The 13,835-nt window shown below is 64.4% G+C and carries 15 protein-coding genes; 12 read left to right on the top strand and 3 right to left on the bottom strand.

From position 1 onward, the window contains the following. Positions 1–175: 175 nt before the first annotated feature. The 6 genes from AB0J29_RS06025 (at position 176) to hisG (ending at position 5,854) form a co-directional block, all read left to right on the top strand. On the top strand, positions 176–847 hold the full coding sequence (locus AB0J29_RS06025) for an HAD family phosphatase (RefSeq protein WP_364779949.1): 672 nt from the start codon (positions 176–178) through the stop codon (positions 845–847). A gap of 202 nt (positions 848–1,049) precedes the next feature. After that, positions 1,050–1,913 carry an arpA protein gene (locus tag AB0J29_RS06020; protein ID WP_364779945.1) on the top strand — a complete coding sequence of 288 codons (864 nt, stop codon included), beginning with the start codon at positions 1,050–1,052 and terminating at the stop codon, positions 1,911–1,913. 10 nt (positions 1,914–1,923) lie between these two features. Next, positions 1,924–2,760, top strand: a complete 837-nt coding sequence (locus tag AB0J29_RS06015; RefSeq protein ID WP_364779942.1) for a class I SAM-dependent methyltransferase — start codon at positions 1,924–1,926, stop codon at positions 2,758–2,760. Beyond that, entirely contained in the window at positions 2,757–4,568 is a 1,812-nt protein-coding gene (locus AB0J29_RS06010) for a choline/carnitine O-acyltransferase (protein ID WP_364779939.1), read from the top strand. The genes AB0J29_RS06015 and AB0J29_RS06010 overlap by 4 nt, the downstream gene beginning before the upstream one ends. A 108-nt stretch (positions 4,569–4,676) precedes the next feature. Continuing rightward, on the top strand, positions 4,677–4,958 hold the full coding sequence (locus tag AB0J29_RS06005; RefSeq protein ID WP_364780021.1) for a phosphoribosyl-ATP diphosphatase: 282 nt from the start codon (positions 4,677–4,679) through the stop codon (positions 4,956–4,958). A 44-nt stretch (positions 4,959–5,002) separates the two neighbouring features. Beyond that, positions 5,003–5,854, top strand: coding sequence for an ATP phosphoribosyltransferase (gene hisG, locus AB0J29_RS06000; protein WP_364779936.1), 852 nt, complete (start codon positions 5,003–5,005; stop codon positions 5,852–5,854). Positions 5,855–5,900: 46 nt separating this feature from the next. Here the strand turns inward: hisG and AB0J29_RS05995 are convergent, their stop codons facing one another. Beyond that, positions 5,901–6,158, bottom strand: a complete 258-nt coding sequence (locus AB0J29_RS05995; RefSeq protein ID WP_364779933.1) for a hypothetical protein — start codon at positions 6,156–6,158, stop codon at positions 5,901–5,903. A gap of 161 nt (positions 6,159–6,319) precedes the next feature. Between AB0J29_RS05995 and AB0J29_RS05990 the strand changes: the two genes are divergently transcribed. Beyond that, positions 6,320–6,469, top strand: coding sequence for a hypothetical protein (locus AB0J29_RS05990; RefSeq protein ID WP_364779930.1), 150 nt, complete (start codon positions 6,320–6,322; stop codon positions 6,467–6,469). A 2-nt stretch (positions 6,470–6,471) separates the two neighbouring features. On the opposite strand, the gene AB0J29_RS05985 is transcribed toward AB0J29_RS05990, so the two are convergent. Further along, positions 6,472–7,371 (bottom strand): RecB family exonuclease, encoded by a 900-nt coding sequence (locus tag AB0J29_RS05985; RefSeq protein WP_364779927.1) that lies wholly within the window; start codon positions 7,369–7,371, stop codon positions 6,472–6,474. A gap of 68 nt (positions 7,372–7,439) precedes the next feature. Between AB0J29_RS05985 and AB0J29_RS05980 the strand changes: the two genes are divergently transcribed. Next, on the top strand, positions 7,440–8,273 hold the full coding sequence (locus AB0J29_RS05980) for a tRNA (adenine-N1)-methyltransferase (RefSeq protein WP_364779924.1): 834 nt from the start codon (positions 7,440–7,442) through the stop codon (positions 8,271–8,273). Here AB0J29_RS05980 and AB0J29_RS05975 read toward each other — a convergent pair whose 3' ends face one another. Beyond that, positions 8,274–8,795, bottom strand: a complete 522-nt coding sequence (locus tag AB0J29_RS05975) for a hypothetical protein (RefSeq protein ID WP_364779921.1) — start codon at positions 8,793–8,795, stop codon at positions 8,274–8,276. It lies immediately after the preceding gene. A gap of 178 nt (positions 8,796–8,973) precedes the next feature. On the opposite strand from AB0J29_RS05975, the gene arc reads away from it, so the two are divergent. The 4 genes from arc (at position 8,974) to AB0J29_RS05955 (ending at position 13,714) form a co-directional block, all read left to right on the top strand. Then, the gene (gene arc / locus AB0J29_RS05970) at positions 8,974–10,734 is read left to right on the top strand and encodes a proteasome ATPase (RefSeq protein WP_364779917.1); all 1,761 of its coding nucleotides are present in this window, start codon (positions 8,974–8,976) and stop codon (positions 10,732–10,734) included. A 281-nt stretch (positions 10,735–11,015) separates the two neighbouring features. Then, complete coding sequence (locus AB0J29_RS05965) at positions 11,016–11,666, top strand: helix-turn-helix domain-containing protein (RefSeq protein ID WP_364779914.1); 651 nt, start codon at positions 11,016–11,018, stop codon at positions 11,664–11,666. Continuing rightward, positions 11,644–13,164, top strand: coding sequence for a glycosyltransferase family 39 protein (locus AB0J29_RS05960; protein ID WP_364779911.1), 1,521 nt, complete (start codon positions 11,644–11,646; stop codon positions 13,162–13,164). Before AB0J29_RS05965 ends, AB0J29_RS05960 begins: the two co-directional genes overlap by 23 nt. Before the next feature lie 112 nt (positions 13,165–13,276). Next, a complete protein-coding gene (locus AB0J29_RS05955; protein WP_364779908.1) occupies positions 13,277–13,714 on the top strand; it encodes a VOC family protein in 438 nt (145 codons plus the stop codon). The last annotated feature ends 121 nt before the right edge of the window (positions 13,715–13,835 follow it).

Below are 13,835 nucleotides of genomic sequence, written 5' to 3'. Positions count from 1 at the left end.
ACGCGGCAGGCACGACATCCCAGCAGCGATCAACTCTCCCGGCCCACCGGCAGGGGCACTGTCTTTCTTCAGGACTCAACGCGTCCAGGAACACCAAGTGCTCACCTACCAGCCGGCTACCACCAAGGAGTTTGCCGGATGGCTCACTCCCAGAACTGATTAGGAGCTGTCGTCGTTGAGCGCGCGACTTGCCGCGGTGTTGTGGGATATGGACGGCACCCTGCTCGATTCGGAGAAGCTGTGGGATGTCGCCGTGCGCGAACTGGCCCGCACACACGGCCACGAGATGAGCGATGAACTGCGGCATTCACTGATCGGTGCGTCCGGACCGAATGCCCTCCGGCTCATTTTCGATGGCTTGGGTATAGAGGCGACATCGGATGCGGTACTGGCCGCCGGTGGATTCATCGAGCGGCGGGTGACCGAGTTGATGGCGGGCCCGATCCCATGGCGACCCGGCGCGAAAGATGCGCTTTCGTTGGTCCGCACAGCGGGTCTCGCGACCGCTTTGGTCACCAATACCAAGCGGTCGCTTACGGAATTCGGATTGGATACGCTCGGCCGCGATTTCTTCGACGTGTCGGTCTGCGGTGACGAAGTCGCGCACGGCAAGCCCGAACCCGAGATCTATCTGCGCGCCGCCGAACTGCTCGGCGTGCATCCGCGAGACTGTGTGGCACTGGAGGATTCGCCGACCGGTGCGGCCGCGGCCGGTGCGGCGGGCTGCGCGGTCATCGTGGTCCCGTGTGAGATACCGGTTTCGGCGGCGCCGGGGCGGGTATTCCGTGATTCGTTGGTGGGATTGACCCTGCCGGATCTGGAACACGCGCTACGCGTCAGGGGTTGAACCGCGGAACCGAGCGGGTGCCTTTTCCGGACGGATCATGATCACGAGTCTCGCTGTTCCGTGAGCCGACACGCCCGACCTCGGCATAGTGAGAGTTACTGTGCCGCAACGCGAGTGCGTGCAGTTGGCAGGTGTGACCGTAGTCACCGGCAACTTTGTCGAATCCCGGGCGTGTCGCCGATCGCTCTACCAAAATGACGCCATGGCAGCGACGGATGTCCTGGACGAGATTGTCGATACCGCACGGTATCCGTTGGGGGATCCGATCGGCGCGGCGTGGGGCGAAGTGGTGGCGCGGGCGCGCGCGGAACTCGGCGAGAGCGGCTGCACCGTGCTGCGGGAGTTCATCCGTCCGGAGTTGATCGATACTGTGCGCGCACAGGGCGAGGCGATGGCCCCGGATGCGCATTATGAGATCGAACGGGTCAACGCATACAACATTCCGCTGAATACCGAACTGCCGCAAGGCCATCCGGGCCGCATCGTGCTGGAACGCGGTAACGCCTTCGTCCCGCGCGACCGCATCCCGGCCGAGGCTCTGATCCATCGGCTCTACCGCAGTAGGGTGTTCCAGCGCTTCGTTGCGGATTGTTTCGGACTGACCGAATTGCACGAATTCGCAGACCCTTTGGCCGGGTTGTGCCTGAATGTGGTGGCGCCCGGAATGTCACATCCCTGGCATTTCGACACCAATGAATTCACCGTCAGCATGTTGACCCAGCCGGCCGAAACCGGCGGAATCTTCGAGTACTGCCCGAATATTCGCTCACCCCACGCCGAGAACCTCGACGATGTGCGGGATGTGCTCACCGGATCCGGTGCGCACCTGATCCGGCGCCTCGATCTGCGACCCGGCGATCTGCAATTGTTCCAGGGCCGCTTCTCGCTGCACCGGGTTTCACCGGTCGAGGGCGGCAGGGCACGGCATTCGGCGATCTTCGCCTATACCGATCGCCCCGGTGTCATCGGCACCGTGGAACGCACCCGCCAACTGTTCGGGCGGGTGCTGCCCGAACACCTAGCCGCCGCGGCCGACGTTGTCCGCGGCGATCGGTTGCTAGACTGAGAGGGACGAGATGCCAGTGCCGTTGCATACGACCGGAAAAGCCTCCTTCGACGATATCTATGACCGTCCCGATCCGCGCGATTATTACGCCCGGATGGCCGAATTGGATTACCGCATACCGGAACTGGCGAAACCCTACTTCCAGCAGCAGATTCGGGAATATCGCGCCTCCGCGCGGGTGGACACCCCGACCGTGCTCGATATCGGCTGCTCCTACGGTGTCAACGCAGCCCTGCTGCGCTTGGACACCACGGTGAGTGAACTCGCCGAACACTATGGCGGCGCCGAGGACGCCGATCAGGCCGCGCTCATCGCCCGCGACCGCGCCCGCCTGGGCGACAGCGACCAGCTCCCCGATGTTCGCTTCATCGGCATGGATGCCGCGCGCCCGGCGCTGGCCTACGCTCAACAAGCCGGATTCCTGCACGACACGGTGCACGCGGATCTGGAGGCCGCCGACCCGACCGAGGCGCAACGCCGTTCGCTGGCGGCCGCGGACATCGTCATCTCGACCGGTTGCATCGGATACGTCACCGAAAAGACGCTGAGGCGGGTGGCAACGGCGCATCCGCGTCGCCGGCCGTGGATGGCACACTTCGTACTACGCATGTTCAGTTTCGAACCGATCGCTGCGGAGCTGGCCGCGCTCGGCTACCGCACCGAGCGAGCCCCCGGAGTGTTCGAACAACGCAAGTTCGCATCCGATAATGAACGCACCCAGGTGCTGAATGCCTTGGCCGCCAACGGAGTCGACACCGCTGGCCAGGAAAGCACGGGTTGGCTGCTCGCCAACCTGTACATCTCGCGACCGCTACCGAAACACGCCGACCCCGAGGACTCGCATTGACCGAACGCACCTTCGCCGCCGACGACCACCTGCCAAGGGTGCCACTGCCGACGCTGGAGGACAGCGGCGCGCGGTTGCTGCAGTGGTGTGCGCCACTGCTGACCGCCGACGAATTCGCCACCACCGAGGCCGCGGTCGCCGACCTGCTTCGTCCCGACGGTCCGGGCCGAAAGCTGCACGCGGCACTGGCCGAATACGATGCCACCCCCGGTGTCGGGAGCTGGCTGGATCTGTTCTGGCCGTCGCGCTATCTGGGCCGACGCGATCGCATCGCATTGAATGCCAACTTCTTCTTCCTCTTCCGCGATGACACCGCACTGGCTGCCTCCACCGCGGCCTCGCAGGTGGAGCGGGCGGCCGGAATCATCACGGCCGCGGTCGGTTACAAGCTGGCCCTCGATATCGAGGCGATCCCGCCGGTCACCCAGCGCGGACAGCAGCTGTCGATGTGGCAGAACAAGTACCTGTTCTCCGAGACCCGGATCCCGGGGGAGACGCAGGATTCCGTGCGGGTGCCCTACAGCGACGAATGGCCCGGACCCTCGGCCGCCAGGCATATCGTGGTGTTCTTCCGCGGCAACATGTTCCGGATGGATGTGATCGGTCCGGACGGTGTGCCGCATTCGCTGGACGATCTTGCCGACGGACTGCGTGCGGTGCTCAAGGCCGGTGTGCGCTCGGCCCGCACCGATACCGCCGTCGGCCATCTGACCACCAAGGCGCGGGCCGAATGGGCGCTCAGTAGACAGGGATTGCTCGCCGAACCCGCCAATGCCGCGGCCTTGGACGCCGTCGAGACCGCGTTGTTCGCCCTGTGCCTGGAGGATTTCTCGCCGCGCGATGAGCTGCAGGCCTGTGATCAACTGCTGCACGGCGACAGTGCCAATCGCTGGTTCGACAAGTCGGTAACGTTCATCGTCTTCGCGGATGGTCAGGCGGGCATCAATATCGAGCATTGTGGGCTCGACGGCACCACCATCCTGTCCTTCGTCGACACGCTGCTGGAGACCCCCGCCGCCGCACACGCCGAACGGGCCGGGGCGCAGCCGCATGGGTTGCCCACGGTCGAACCGATCGAATTCGTCCTCGATCAGGCCCAGCGCACCGATATCGCGGCGGCGGGGGCGACGTTTTCCCGGTATGCGGCCGAGAATGCCACTGCGACAGTGTCTTTCGATTTCGGCACCACCCGCGCCAAACAACTCGGCATCTCACCGGATGCGTTCGCGCAGCTCAGCTATCAGCTGGCCCACCGGCGCAGCAAGGGATTGACCGGCGCCACCTACGAATCCATCGCCACCAGGCAGTACCGCAACGGCCGCACCGAGGCGATGCGCGTGGTGACACCGGAGATGGTGGCGTTCGTCGACGCCATGCAGGATCCGGCGTTCGCGCCGGCCGACCGGCTGGCCGCCGCGCGGACGGCCGCGAGCGCGCACGTCCAGCGTGCCAAACAGTGTCAGGGGGGTGACGCGCCCGAACAGCATCTCTGGGAACTCGAGTGGATCCAGCGGCGGCGCGGCGCCGAACTCGGCGTCACCGAGCCGATCCCGCTCTACACCAGTCCCGGCTGGACCATCATGCGCGACGACTACCTGAGCACCAGCTCGGCCCCATCGGTCAATATCCGGTACTTCGGGTTCGGCTCCACCAGCCAGAAGTGCATCGGCATCGCCTACGTCCTGCTGCCGGACCGCTGGAATATCTACCTGGCCACGCCGAAACCGGTCGCCACCGAGATGTACGCCTTCGCCGACCACCTCCGCACCGCGGTTGCCGACTTGGCGGCCCTCCTTTCCGAGTCCTGACGCAGGAGACTTCGCACCCCTTGTGCCTGCCCACAAGGGGTGCGAAGTCCGGGGAAGAGTGCGCCTGCCAGGTGGTGCCGGGCCGGAGCAACGGGGCCGCGTACCCGTCTGAAACAATGGCTCACCGTGAAGAACTTCGAGTCCCTGTTCGCCGAGCTGCAAGATCGTGCGGTCACCCGCCCCGAGGGGTCCGGGACCGTGGCTGCATTGGACGCCGGCGTGCATTTCCAGGGTAAGAAGGTGCTCGAGGAGGCCGGTGAGATCTGGTTGGCCGCCGAGCACGAGGGCGATGAGGCGCTCGCCGAGGAGATTTCGCAACTGCTGTACTGGGTCCAGGTGCTGATGGTGGGCCGCGGGCTGAAGTTGGAAGACGTGTATCGACATCTGTGATGGCGCGTCGACCCTGATTCTCCTCTCCGAAAGGACCCGATCCCATGCTGCGCGTCGCAGTCCCCAATAAAGGCGCACTGTCCGAATCGGCCACCTCGATCCTTGCCGAGGCCGGTTACCGCAAGCGCACCGATGCCCGCGACCTGACCGTCCTCGATCCAGCCAACCAGGTCGAATTCTTCTTCCTGCGGCCCAAGGACATCGCCATCTACGTCGGCTCCGGTGAGCTCGACCTCGGCATTACCGGCCGCGATCTGGCGCTGGATTCCGGTGCGCCAGTACAGGAACGGCTCGCACTCGGCTTCGGCCGCTCCACCTTCCGCTACGCTGCCCCGGCCGGGCGCGAATGGAAGATCGAGGACCTCTACGACAAGCGCATTGCCACCTCGTACCCGAATCTGGTCCTGAGCGATCTGCAGCGCCGCGGCATCGAGGCCGAGGTGATCCGCCTCGACGGTGCGGTCGAGATCTCCATCCAGCTCGGGGTGGCCGATGCCATCGCCGATGTGGTCGGCTCGGGCCGCACGCTGCGTCAGCACAATCTGGTCGCTTTCGGGGAGACGCTGTGCGATTCGGAGGGTGTGCTCATCGAGCGCACCGGCTCCGATCAGCGCGAACGTGCCCGCAATCAGCTCATCGCGCGGATCCAGGGTGTCGTATTCGGCCAGCAGTACATCATGTTGGACTACGACTGCCCAAAGGAACTGCTGGAGGAGGCGGTCAAGATCACGCCCGGCCTCGAGTCGCCGACGGTCTCCCCACTCGCCGATCCGGACTGGGTCGCCATCCGCGCCATGGTGCCGCGCAAGCACGGCAACGAGGTGATGGACCGGCTCGCCGAACTCGGCGCGAAGGCCATTCTGGCCTTCGATATCCGGTCCTGCCGCGCCTTCTGATCCGTCCGATCGTTTTGTTCGAGTGATCGATTCACTGCGATCGCAATCAGAGCACTGACCAGCGGTTGACTGGTACTTTGCGGCCTCGATGAGGAAATGCAAGGAGTGCCACCATGTCGTAGACGCCGCCCGGGAAACGTTCGGGCGGCACATTCGCATGGAATGCGGATTGGCTGGTGGCCATCGTCGGGTCCGTGGCCGCCTTCAACCTGGCTGTCGGCTCGGGTTTGTCCGTGCTGCTGTTCCATAACTTCACCGGGTAGATCCACGTCGGCAACCTGCCGTTGCGGTGCTCGCCGGTCACTGCGGTGAGCATCGCTGCGGCGTCGTGTGCATTTAGTTCGCGACCGAACTCACGAAAACTTCATGCTTCGCCGTCAACACTGGGGGCATGGTGGGCGAAACAACTAAAGAACATCTCGGACGGGCAATGTCGTTCGAGTACGAACGACAGGGGAGGCCCCAGTGAAACCGAATGTCGATTCGGTCAGTTCGTGGTGGCGGATTCGCAATGTCCTCATCGTGGTCGGTGATGCGGTCGGGGTGCTCGTGCTCATCGGCGTGATCGCGGCACTCGGCTCGCACGGTTTCGATCTGCATCTGTTCAACGGCTGAACTCAGTTGGCGACCGCGTCGGCGAAGGTCTCCCCCGGCGATTCTCCGGTGCCACTGTCGGGCCAGCCCGGATAGGCCGGTGGTGTGCCGCCGAATTCGGGGCACAGACTCTGGTAGCTGCAATGCCCGCACAGCCAGCTGGTGCTCGGGAGGAACTCACCGGTCCGACCCGCCGCCACAATGGCCTGCCACAGGGCCGAGAGAGTGCGTTCGAAGCGCAGCAGTTCGTCCTCGTCGGGGGCATAGGTGAGGATCTGCTCGTCGGCCAGGTAGATCAGCCGCAGTTGGGTGGGCAGAATCCCGCGGGTGCGCAGCACCACGAGCCCGTAGAACTTCAGTTGGAACAGCGCCTTGGTCTCCTGGGTGAGTCCGGGTGCCCGACCGGTCTTGTAATCGACGACGCGCAGCTCACCGGTCGGCGCGACATCGATGCGATCGACGAACCCGCGCAACAGCACACCGTCATCGAGTTCGACCTCCACCCGCGACTCACAGGATTCCGGATCGAACCGGGTCGGATCCTCCAGCCGGTAGTACGCCTCGACGAACGCGCGCACCTCGCCGAGAAAGCCCGCCAGCCCGTCCGCTGCGACCACTTCGGCGATCTCCGGTCGATCGGCGAGCACCCGGGCCCATGCGGGCTCGACGAGCCCGGCAGCGCGGTCGAACCGTCGTTGTGCGGCAGGCAGTCCGTACAGATCTTCGAGCACCGCGTGCACCACCGTGCCGCGCACCGCGATCCGTGTGGGCGGCTCCGGAATTCGATCGATCGCGCGGAATCGGTACTTCAGCGGACACTGCTTGAAATCCATTGCCCGCGAAGGTGACAGCGCCGGACGCGGGCGATCGGATGCCCCCTCCCGCGCGGTGTCGGCAGGGGGCGTGGATACCGGCGAATGCATACCTGGCAGGCTATCCCGCGGCACCGACACGCCGGAGCCATCCAGCACCGACCAGCGAACGGAGATACATGACGGCCAGACGGACCGGGCCATTCACCATCGGGGACCGGGTACAGCTGACCGATGCCAAGGGGCGCCTCTACACCGTGGTGCTGGAACCCGGTAAAGAGTTCCACACGCATCGCGGCGGTATCAAACACGACAACCTCATCGGCGCCGACGAGGGCAGCGTCGTGCAATCCACCAATGGCACACCGTATTTGGCGTTGCGGCCGTTGCTGATCGATTACGTGCTCTCCATGCCGCGCGGTGCGGCGGTGATCTACCCCAAGGACGCGGCCCAGATCGTGCACGAGGGCGATATGTTCCCCGGCGCGCGCGTCCTGGAGGCCGGTGCGGGCTCGGGTGCGTTGACGTGCTCGCTGCTGCGGGCAGTCGGCCCGCAGGGCGAGGTGGTCTCCTACGAGATCCGTGCGGATCACGCCGAACATGCGATCCGGAATGTGGAGACCTTCTTCGGCGAGCGCCCGGACAACTGGTCGATCACCGTCGCGGACGTCGCCGGCTACGACGGTCCGCCGGTCGATCGCGTCGTCCTGGATATGCTCGCGCCGTGGGATGCGCTACCGGCCGTGGCCAAGGCGCTGGTCCCCGGCGGCGTGCTGATCGTGTATGTGGCGACCGTCACACAATTGTCGAAAGTGGTCGAGGCGCTGCGTGAGCAGGAGTGCTGGACCGAGCCGCGATCGTGGGAATCGATGGTGCGCGGCTGGCATGTGGTGGGTCTGGCGGTGCGGCCCGAACATCGCATGCAGGGCCACACTGCCTTCCTGGTCAGCGCGCGGCGGCTCGCGGAGGGCACGGTCACTCCGAAGCCGCAGCGTCGCCCGTCGAAGGGCTGATCAGGCCGGTGCGCAGGGCGCCTGCGCGAAACCGAGCATCAGGCAGCCGCTGGCATCCGAAAGCTTCCAGGTGCCGTCGACATGTTCCCAGGTCATGGGCATGGCGGGGACGGTGCCGTGCGGTGAGGTGATGGTCACCTGGGCGGTCGCGGAATTGCCGCTGGTGGTGATGTCGGCGACCGCGTAGGTGAGCTTGCCGTAGCCGCCGAGCGTCCGGTTCATCTGGTCGATATTGGCGATGCGCTTTTCACCGTCGACAATCAGCTTGGTTTTCTCGGAAGTGGGTTTCGCCGGGTCGGAAAGGGTGTCCAGGACGGCGATAAGCGTTTCGGCGGTGGGTGCCGCAGCGCTACCGTGGTCACCGTGACCTGCCGCGCTGGTCGGTGCGGCGGCGGAAGTGGTACTCGTGGCCTTGGCGTCGGACTTGTCGTTGGAGCCGCAGCCGGTGAGACCGACGATAGCGGCCACTGCGGTGGCCGCGATAACCATGGACGTACGCAACGTCCTGGCGGGAAGGAGCATTGTCAGCAACCTTTCGGTTCGGTCGGCGAAGCGGGTCGCCATGGCCTGGTTAGGGCAGGCTAACATGGTGGTCCGCCGCCGATCGCGGCCCAGATGTGATCACGACGAAACCATGTCGGAAAGCGAGAACGGTTCACGCCCGGTAGCGTTGATAGACCGGGACTGGGAGGAGCAGCACATGAGCCCCATCGAGAATTCGGATTCGGCGGCCTGGAGAGAGCTCGAGGCGGTACGCGCCGAAGCGGCTGCCCTCCGTAGGCAACTTGCCGATTCGCCGGATCGCGCACGGGAATTGGAAGCCCGCATCGATTCGCTGACCATTCGCAATACCAAGCTTATGGACACCCTCAAGGAAGCGCGCCAGCAGCTGGTCGCCTTGCGTGAGGAGGTCGATCGGCTGGGTCAGCCACCGAGCGGGTACGGAATTCTGATCGGCGTGTACGAGGATCAGACGGTCGACGTGTTCACTTCGGGCCGCAAGATGCGCTTGACGTGTTCACCCAATATCGACACCTCGACCCTCGAATACGGCCAGACCGTCCGGCTGAACGAGGCGCTCACGGTCGTGGAGGCCGGGATATTCGACGCCGTCGGTGAGATTGGCACCCTGCGCGAGATCCTCGACGACGGACGCCGGGTGCTGGTCGTCGGTCATGCCGACGAGGAGCGCGTGGTGTGGTTGGCGGGCCCGCTGGCCAAGGTCGCCGAGGTCGATGACCTCGAAGATCCCGATTCGCCGATCCGCAAGCTGCGGCCGGGTGATTCGCTGCTCGTCGATACCAAGGCCGGATTCGCCTTCGAGCGGATTCCCAAGGCCGAGGTCGAGGATCTCGTACTCGAGGAAGTGCCCGATGTCGACTACGGCGATATCGGTGGTCTCGGTCGGCAGATCGAGCAGATCCGCGATGCGGTGGAATTGCCGTTCCTGCACAAGGATCTGTTCCGCGAATACGCGCTGCGCCCGCCCAAGGGCGTGCTGCTCTACGGTCCGCCCGGTTGCGGTAAGACGTTGATCGCCAAGGCCGTTGCCAACTCGCTGGCGAAGAAGATCGCCGAGGCGCGTGGCGAGGATGCCAAGGAAGCCAAGTCGTTCTTCCTGAACATCAAGGGTCCCGAGCTGCTGAACAAGTTCGTGGGTGAGACCGAGCGCCACATCCGGATCATCTTCCAGCGCGCGCGGGAGAAGGCGTCCGAGGGTACACCGGTGATCGTGTTCTTCGACGAGATGGATTCGATCTTCCGCACCCGCGGTTCGGGTGTGTCCTCCGATGTGGAGACCACGGTTGTGCCGCAGTTGCTCTCGGAGATCGACGGCGTCGAAGGTCTCGAGAATGTCATCGTGATCGGTGCGTCCAACCGCGAGGACATGATCGACCCCGCGATTCTGCGGCCCGGACGTCTCGATGTGAAGATCAAGATCGAGCGCCCGGACGCGGAATCGGCCCAGGACATCTTCTCGAAGTACCTGACCGAGGAACTGCCCCTGCACGCCGACGATCTCGAAGAATTCGGCGGCGACAAGACGCTGTGCATCCGCGCGATGATCGAACGGGTCGTCGACCGGATGTACGCCGAGAGCGAGGACAACCGCTTCCTGGAGGTCACCTACGCCAATGGTGACAAGGAAGTCCTGTACTTCAAGGACTTCAACTCCGGCGCCATGATCCAGAACATCGTGGACCGCTCCAAGAAGTACGCCATCAAGGCCATACTCGACACCGGCAATCCGGGCCTGCGCATCCAGCATCTCTACGATTCGATCGTGGACGAGTTCTCCGAGAACGAGGACCTGCCCAACACCACGAATCCCGATGACTGGGCTCGCATTTCGGGTAAGAAGGGCGAGCGGATCGTCTATATCCGCACCCTGGTCACCGGCAAGAACGCCAGTGCCAGCCGCGCTATCGATACCGAGTCGAATACCGGGCAGTACCTGTAGATCGTCCGACTCGGAGGGCCGCGCTTCCGATTTGGGTGCGCGGCCCTCTGGTGGGTTCGGGCGAGCGGATCGTCTACGTCCGGCTGCGTCTGATTCACCGGCAAGAACGCCAGATCGATACCGAGTCCAATGCGGGTCAGTCACGGTAGTTTCGAACCGAGGGCTGCGCTTCCCTGTGGGAGCGCGGCCCTTCGGCGTTTTCGGGGTCATCCTTGTTGGGTAGGTGGGGGTCATTCTTGGGGTTGATAGGGATGTTTGGGCGAGTGGTATAGAATTTGGCCATGCGGCCAGAAAATGAGACGGGTGGTCAGCAGCGGTCGTTTATCGAGGAGGCGCGGCGGCGGCAGATCATTGCCTCGGCAGTGGAGGTGATTTCGGAGGTGGGGTATGGGCGGGCTTCGCTGGCGCGGATCGCGAAGCATGCCGGGATCTCCAAGGGCGTCATCTCGTATCACTTCGCTGGCAAGGACGAGCTGATGGAGCAGCTGGTGATCCAGCTGTATGTGTCCGGCGGCGAGCACATCGCGCCCGCGGTGATAGCGGCGGACGGGGCACGGAATCAGTTGCTCGCCTATATCAGGGCGAATCTCGGTTTCATCGATGCGAACAAGAAGTATGTCGCCGCGCTGACCGATGTGGTACTGAATCTGCGTGATGCGGATGGCAAACCCCGGTTCGCCTCGGCCGAGGGTGAGCAGGAGATCATCCAACCGCTCATCGACATCATGCAGGAAGGGCAGCACACCGACGAATTCGGCGAATTCGATGCCGTGGTCATGGCCAAGTCGATCCGCGATGCCATCGATGGCGCGGCCGGGCGGGCGATTCGGGAGAAAGACTTCGATATGACGACGTACTCGGCGCACGTGTGCCGACTATTCGATGTGGCGACCCGGAAGGGGGGACGTGATGACTACCGTGATGGAAAGTGAAGTGCGGCAGAAGGATAACGCCGAGGCGACGCCGCCGTTCGCCTGGTTCGGTGTGGGTGCGGTCGCCGTGGTGTCGGCGATCGCGTTGTTCGCATCGCTGGGACGGTACGGATATTTCGGTGACGAACTGTATTTCCTGTCGGCCGGGCGTCGCCTCGGGTTCGGTTATGCCGATCAGGGGCCGGTGCTGCCCGCGATCGCCCGGCTGATGGATGTGCTGGCACCGGGATCGCTGGTGGCGCTGCGAATTCCGGCCGCGCTCGTCACCGTTGTCGCGGTGCTGATCAGTGCGCAGATCGCGCGGGAGTTCGGTGGGTCGCGGACCGCGCAGGTTGTGAGCGCGACCGGTTATGCGACCGCCCCGTTCCTGTTGGTGCAGGGAACTCAGCTGGCCACCAATACGATTGATACCGCGCTATGGGTGGTGATCAGCTGGCTGTTGATCCGGTGGGTGCGCACTCGCCGCGACAGTCTGCTGCTGTGGGCCGCGCTGGTCACGGCGCTGGATATGCAGGTGAAATGGTTGATTCCGTTCTTCTGGATCGCGGTCGCCATCGGGGTGGTTGGCTATGGTCCACGCGAGCTGTTGCGGCGGCCGACGTTGTGGATCGGCGCGGTTTTCGTTGTCCTGGTCACGGTGCCGACGCTGATCTGGCAGGCGAAGCACGACTGGCCGCAGTTGCGATTGGGTGGGGTGGTCGCGGCGGAGCAAGCGACGATCGGTGGCCGCTACACCTGGTTGCCCATAGCGCTGATGCTGGCCGGGTTGTTCGGCGGAGTGCTGTTGGTCGTGGGAATCTGGGCGCTGTTCCGCTCGGAGACGTTGCGGCCGTATCGATTTCTCGCGCCGATGCCGCTGCTGCTTGCCGTGGCATTCATCGCAACCAACGGTCGCCCCTACTATGCGGCCGGATGCTACGCGGCGATCATGGCGGCGGGCGCGGTTCGCTGGACCGAGTACAGCAGACGATGGCGAGCCTTTGCGACCGTCCCGCTTGTCGCGATTTCGATGACGATCGTGGTGTTCTCGATGCCGTGGCAACCCGAGTCGTCCATCGATCCGGTCGACAATCAGGCCGAGGCCGGTATCAAAATCGGTCTGTACGGCAAGTTCGGTTGGCCGGAGCTGCGCGAGGCGACCGCCGACGCCTACCAGGCCCTCCCGCCGGAGGAGCGCTCGAATGCGGTGATCGTCACCGATTCCTATTGGCAGGCAGGTGCTTTGGATGTCGACCGGAATCGCTACGGCCTCCCGGCCGTCTACAGTCCCAACCGCGGCTTCGGGTACTTCGACACCCCACCGGATTCCGCGACAACGGTGCTGTGGGTCGGTAATGCCGAAGACGAAATGCGCACCACCTGTAGCGAATTGACTCCAATCGGTCGCGTCGACTCCCGCCTCGGCTACCCGGATGTCACCCGCAATGTCACCATCTGGCGCTGCACGCCTCGTCAGCCCTGGTCGCAGGTCTGGTCCGACTTGCTTCGCCTCGACTGACCAGCCGCATCGTCCGATTCGTTCAAGACATCCGAACACCACCGGCGTTGACTGCACCATGGCCGGGGCCGAGCCGCGCTCCGGCCATGGTTCGAGGATCAGAAGGATCGGTATGAAAACGAATATCCGCGCGATCACCTTGGCCGTCAGCGATCTCGAACGGTCGCTGCGCTTCTACCGCGACGGCCTCGGCCTCTCCTCGCCGGGGATTCTCGGTACCGAGTTCGTCCGCGATGAGCAGCACCCAGGCGGTTCGGTTGCCATGTTCACTCTCGACAACGGCCTGATCCTGTCCCTCTACTCGCGCACCGACCTGGCGATGGACGCGGGTATCGCCGTCGCCCGAGTAGCGGGTTCCCCAATCAGTCTCGGTTTCTTCGCCGAGTCCCGCGCAGACGTCGACCACATCCTGCGGCAGGCCGTACAAGCGGGCGGCACCATCGTCCGTCCAACCGTGATTCGCCCATGGGGCATCTACGCGGGCTACTTCGCCGACCCCGACGGTCACCTGTGGGAAGCCGTGTACTTCCTGAACGGCACACCGGAGTGACACTCGATTCGGTTGTTCCACACGAACAGGCCGACGCGGTGCGGGATGGGTTGGCGTCGGAAGCCTTCTGAGTCGGTGGTATGCGAACCAGGTCGCTCGCCATCGCGCGACGAGATCGGTT

It is taken from the genome of Nocardia sp. NPDC049707 (genome assembly GCF_040674855.1).
Lineage (GTDB): Bacteria > Actinomycetota > Actinomycetes > Mycobacteriales > Mycobacteriaceae > Nocardia.
Note: the sequence above shows the minus strand (reverse complement) of the source record. Positions and strands in the feature narration are given on the sequence as shown.

Bases quoted from the DNA above. Each gene is read 5' to 3' on its own strand.
- AB0J29_RS06020 (WP_364779945.1), top strand. From the start codon at position 1,050: ATGGCAGCGACGGATGTCCTGGACGAGATTGTCGATACCGCACGGTAT.
- AB0J29_RS06015 (WP_364779942.1), top strand. From the start codon at position 1,924: ATGCCAGTGCCGTTGCATACGACCGGAAAAGCCTCCTTCGACGATATC.
- hisG (WP_364779936.1), top strand. From the start codon at position 5,003: ATGCTGCGCGTCGCAGTCCCCAATAAAGGCGCACTGTCCGAATCGGCC.
- AB0J29_RS05985 (WP_364779927.1), bottom strand. From the start codon at position 7,371: ATGCATTCGCCGGTATCCACGCCCCCTGCCGACACCGCGCGGGAGGGG.
- AB0J29_RS05980 (WP_364779924.1), top strand. From the start codon at position 7,440: ATGACGGCCAGACGGACCGGGCCATTCACCATCGGGGACCGGGTACAG.
- AB0J29_RS05975 (WP_364779921.1), bottom strand. From the start codon at position 8,795: ATGCTCCTTCCCGCCAGGACGTTGCGTACGTCCATGGTTATCGCGGCC.
- arc (WP_364779917.1), top strand. From the start codon at position 8,974: ATGAGCCCCATCGAGAATTCGGATTCGGCGGCCTGGAGAGAGCTCGAG.
- AB0J29_RS05965 (WP_364779914.1), top strand. From the start codon at position 11,016: ATGCGGCCAGAAAATGAGACGGGTGGTCAGCAGCGGTCGTTTATCGAG.
- AB0J29_RS05960 (WP_364779911.1), top strand. From the start codon at position 11,644: ATGACTACCGTGATGGAAAGTGAAGTGCGGCAGAAGGATAACGCCGAG.
- AB0J29_RS05955 (WP_364779908.1), top strand. From the start codon at position 13,277: ATGAAAACGAATATCCGCGCGATCACCTTGGCCGTCAGCGATCTCGAA.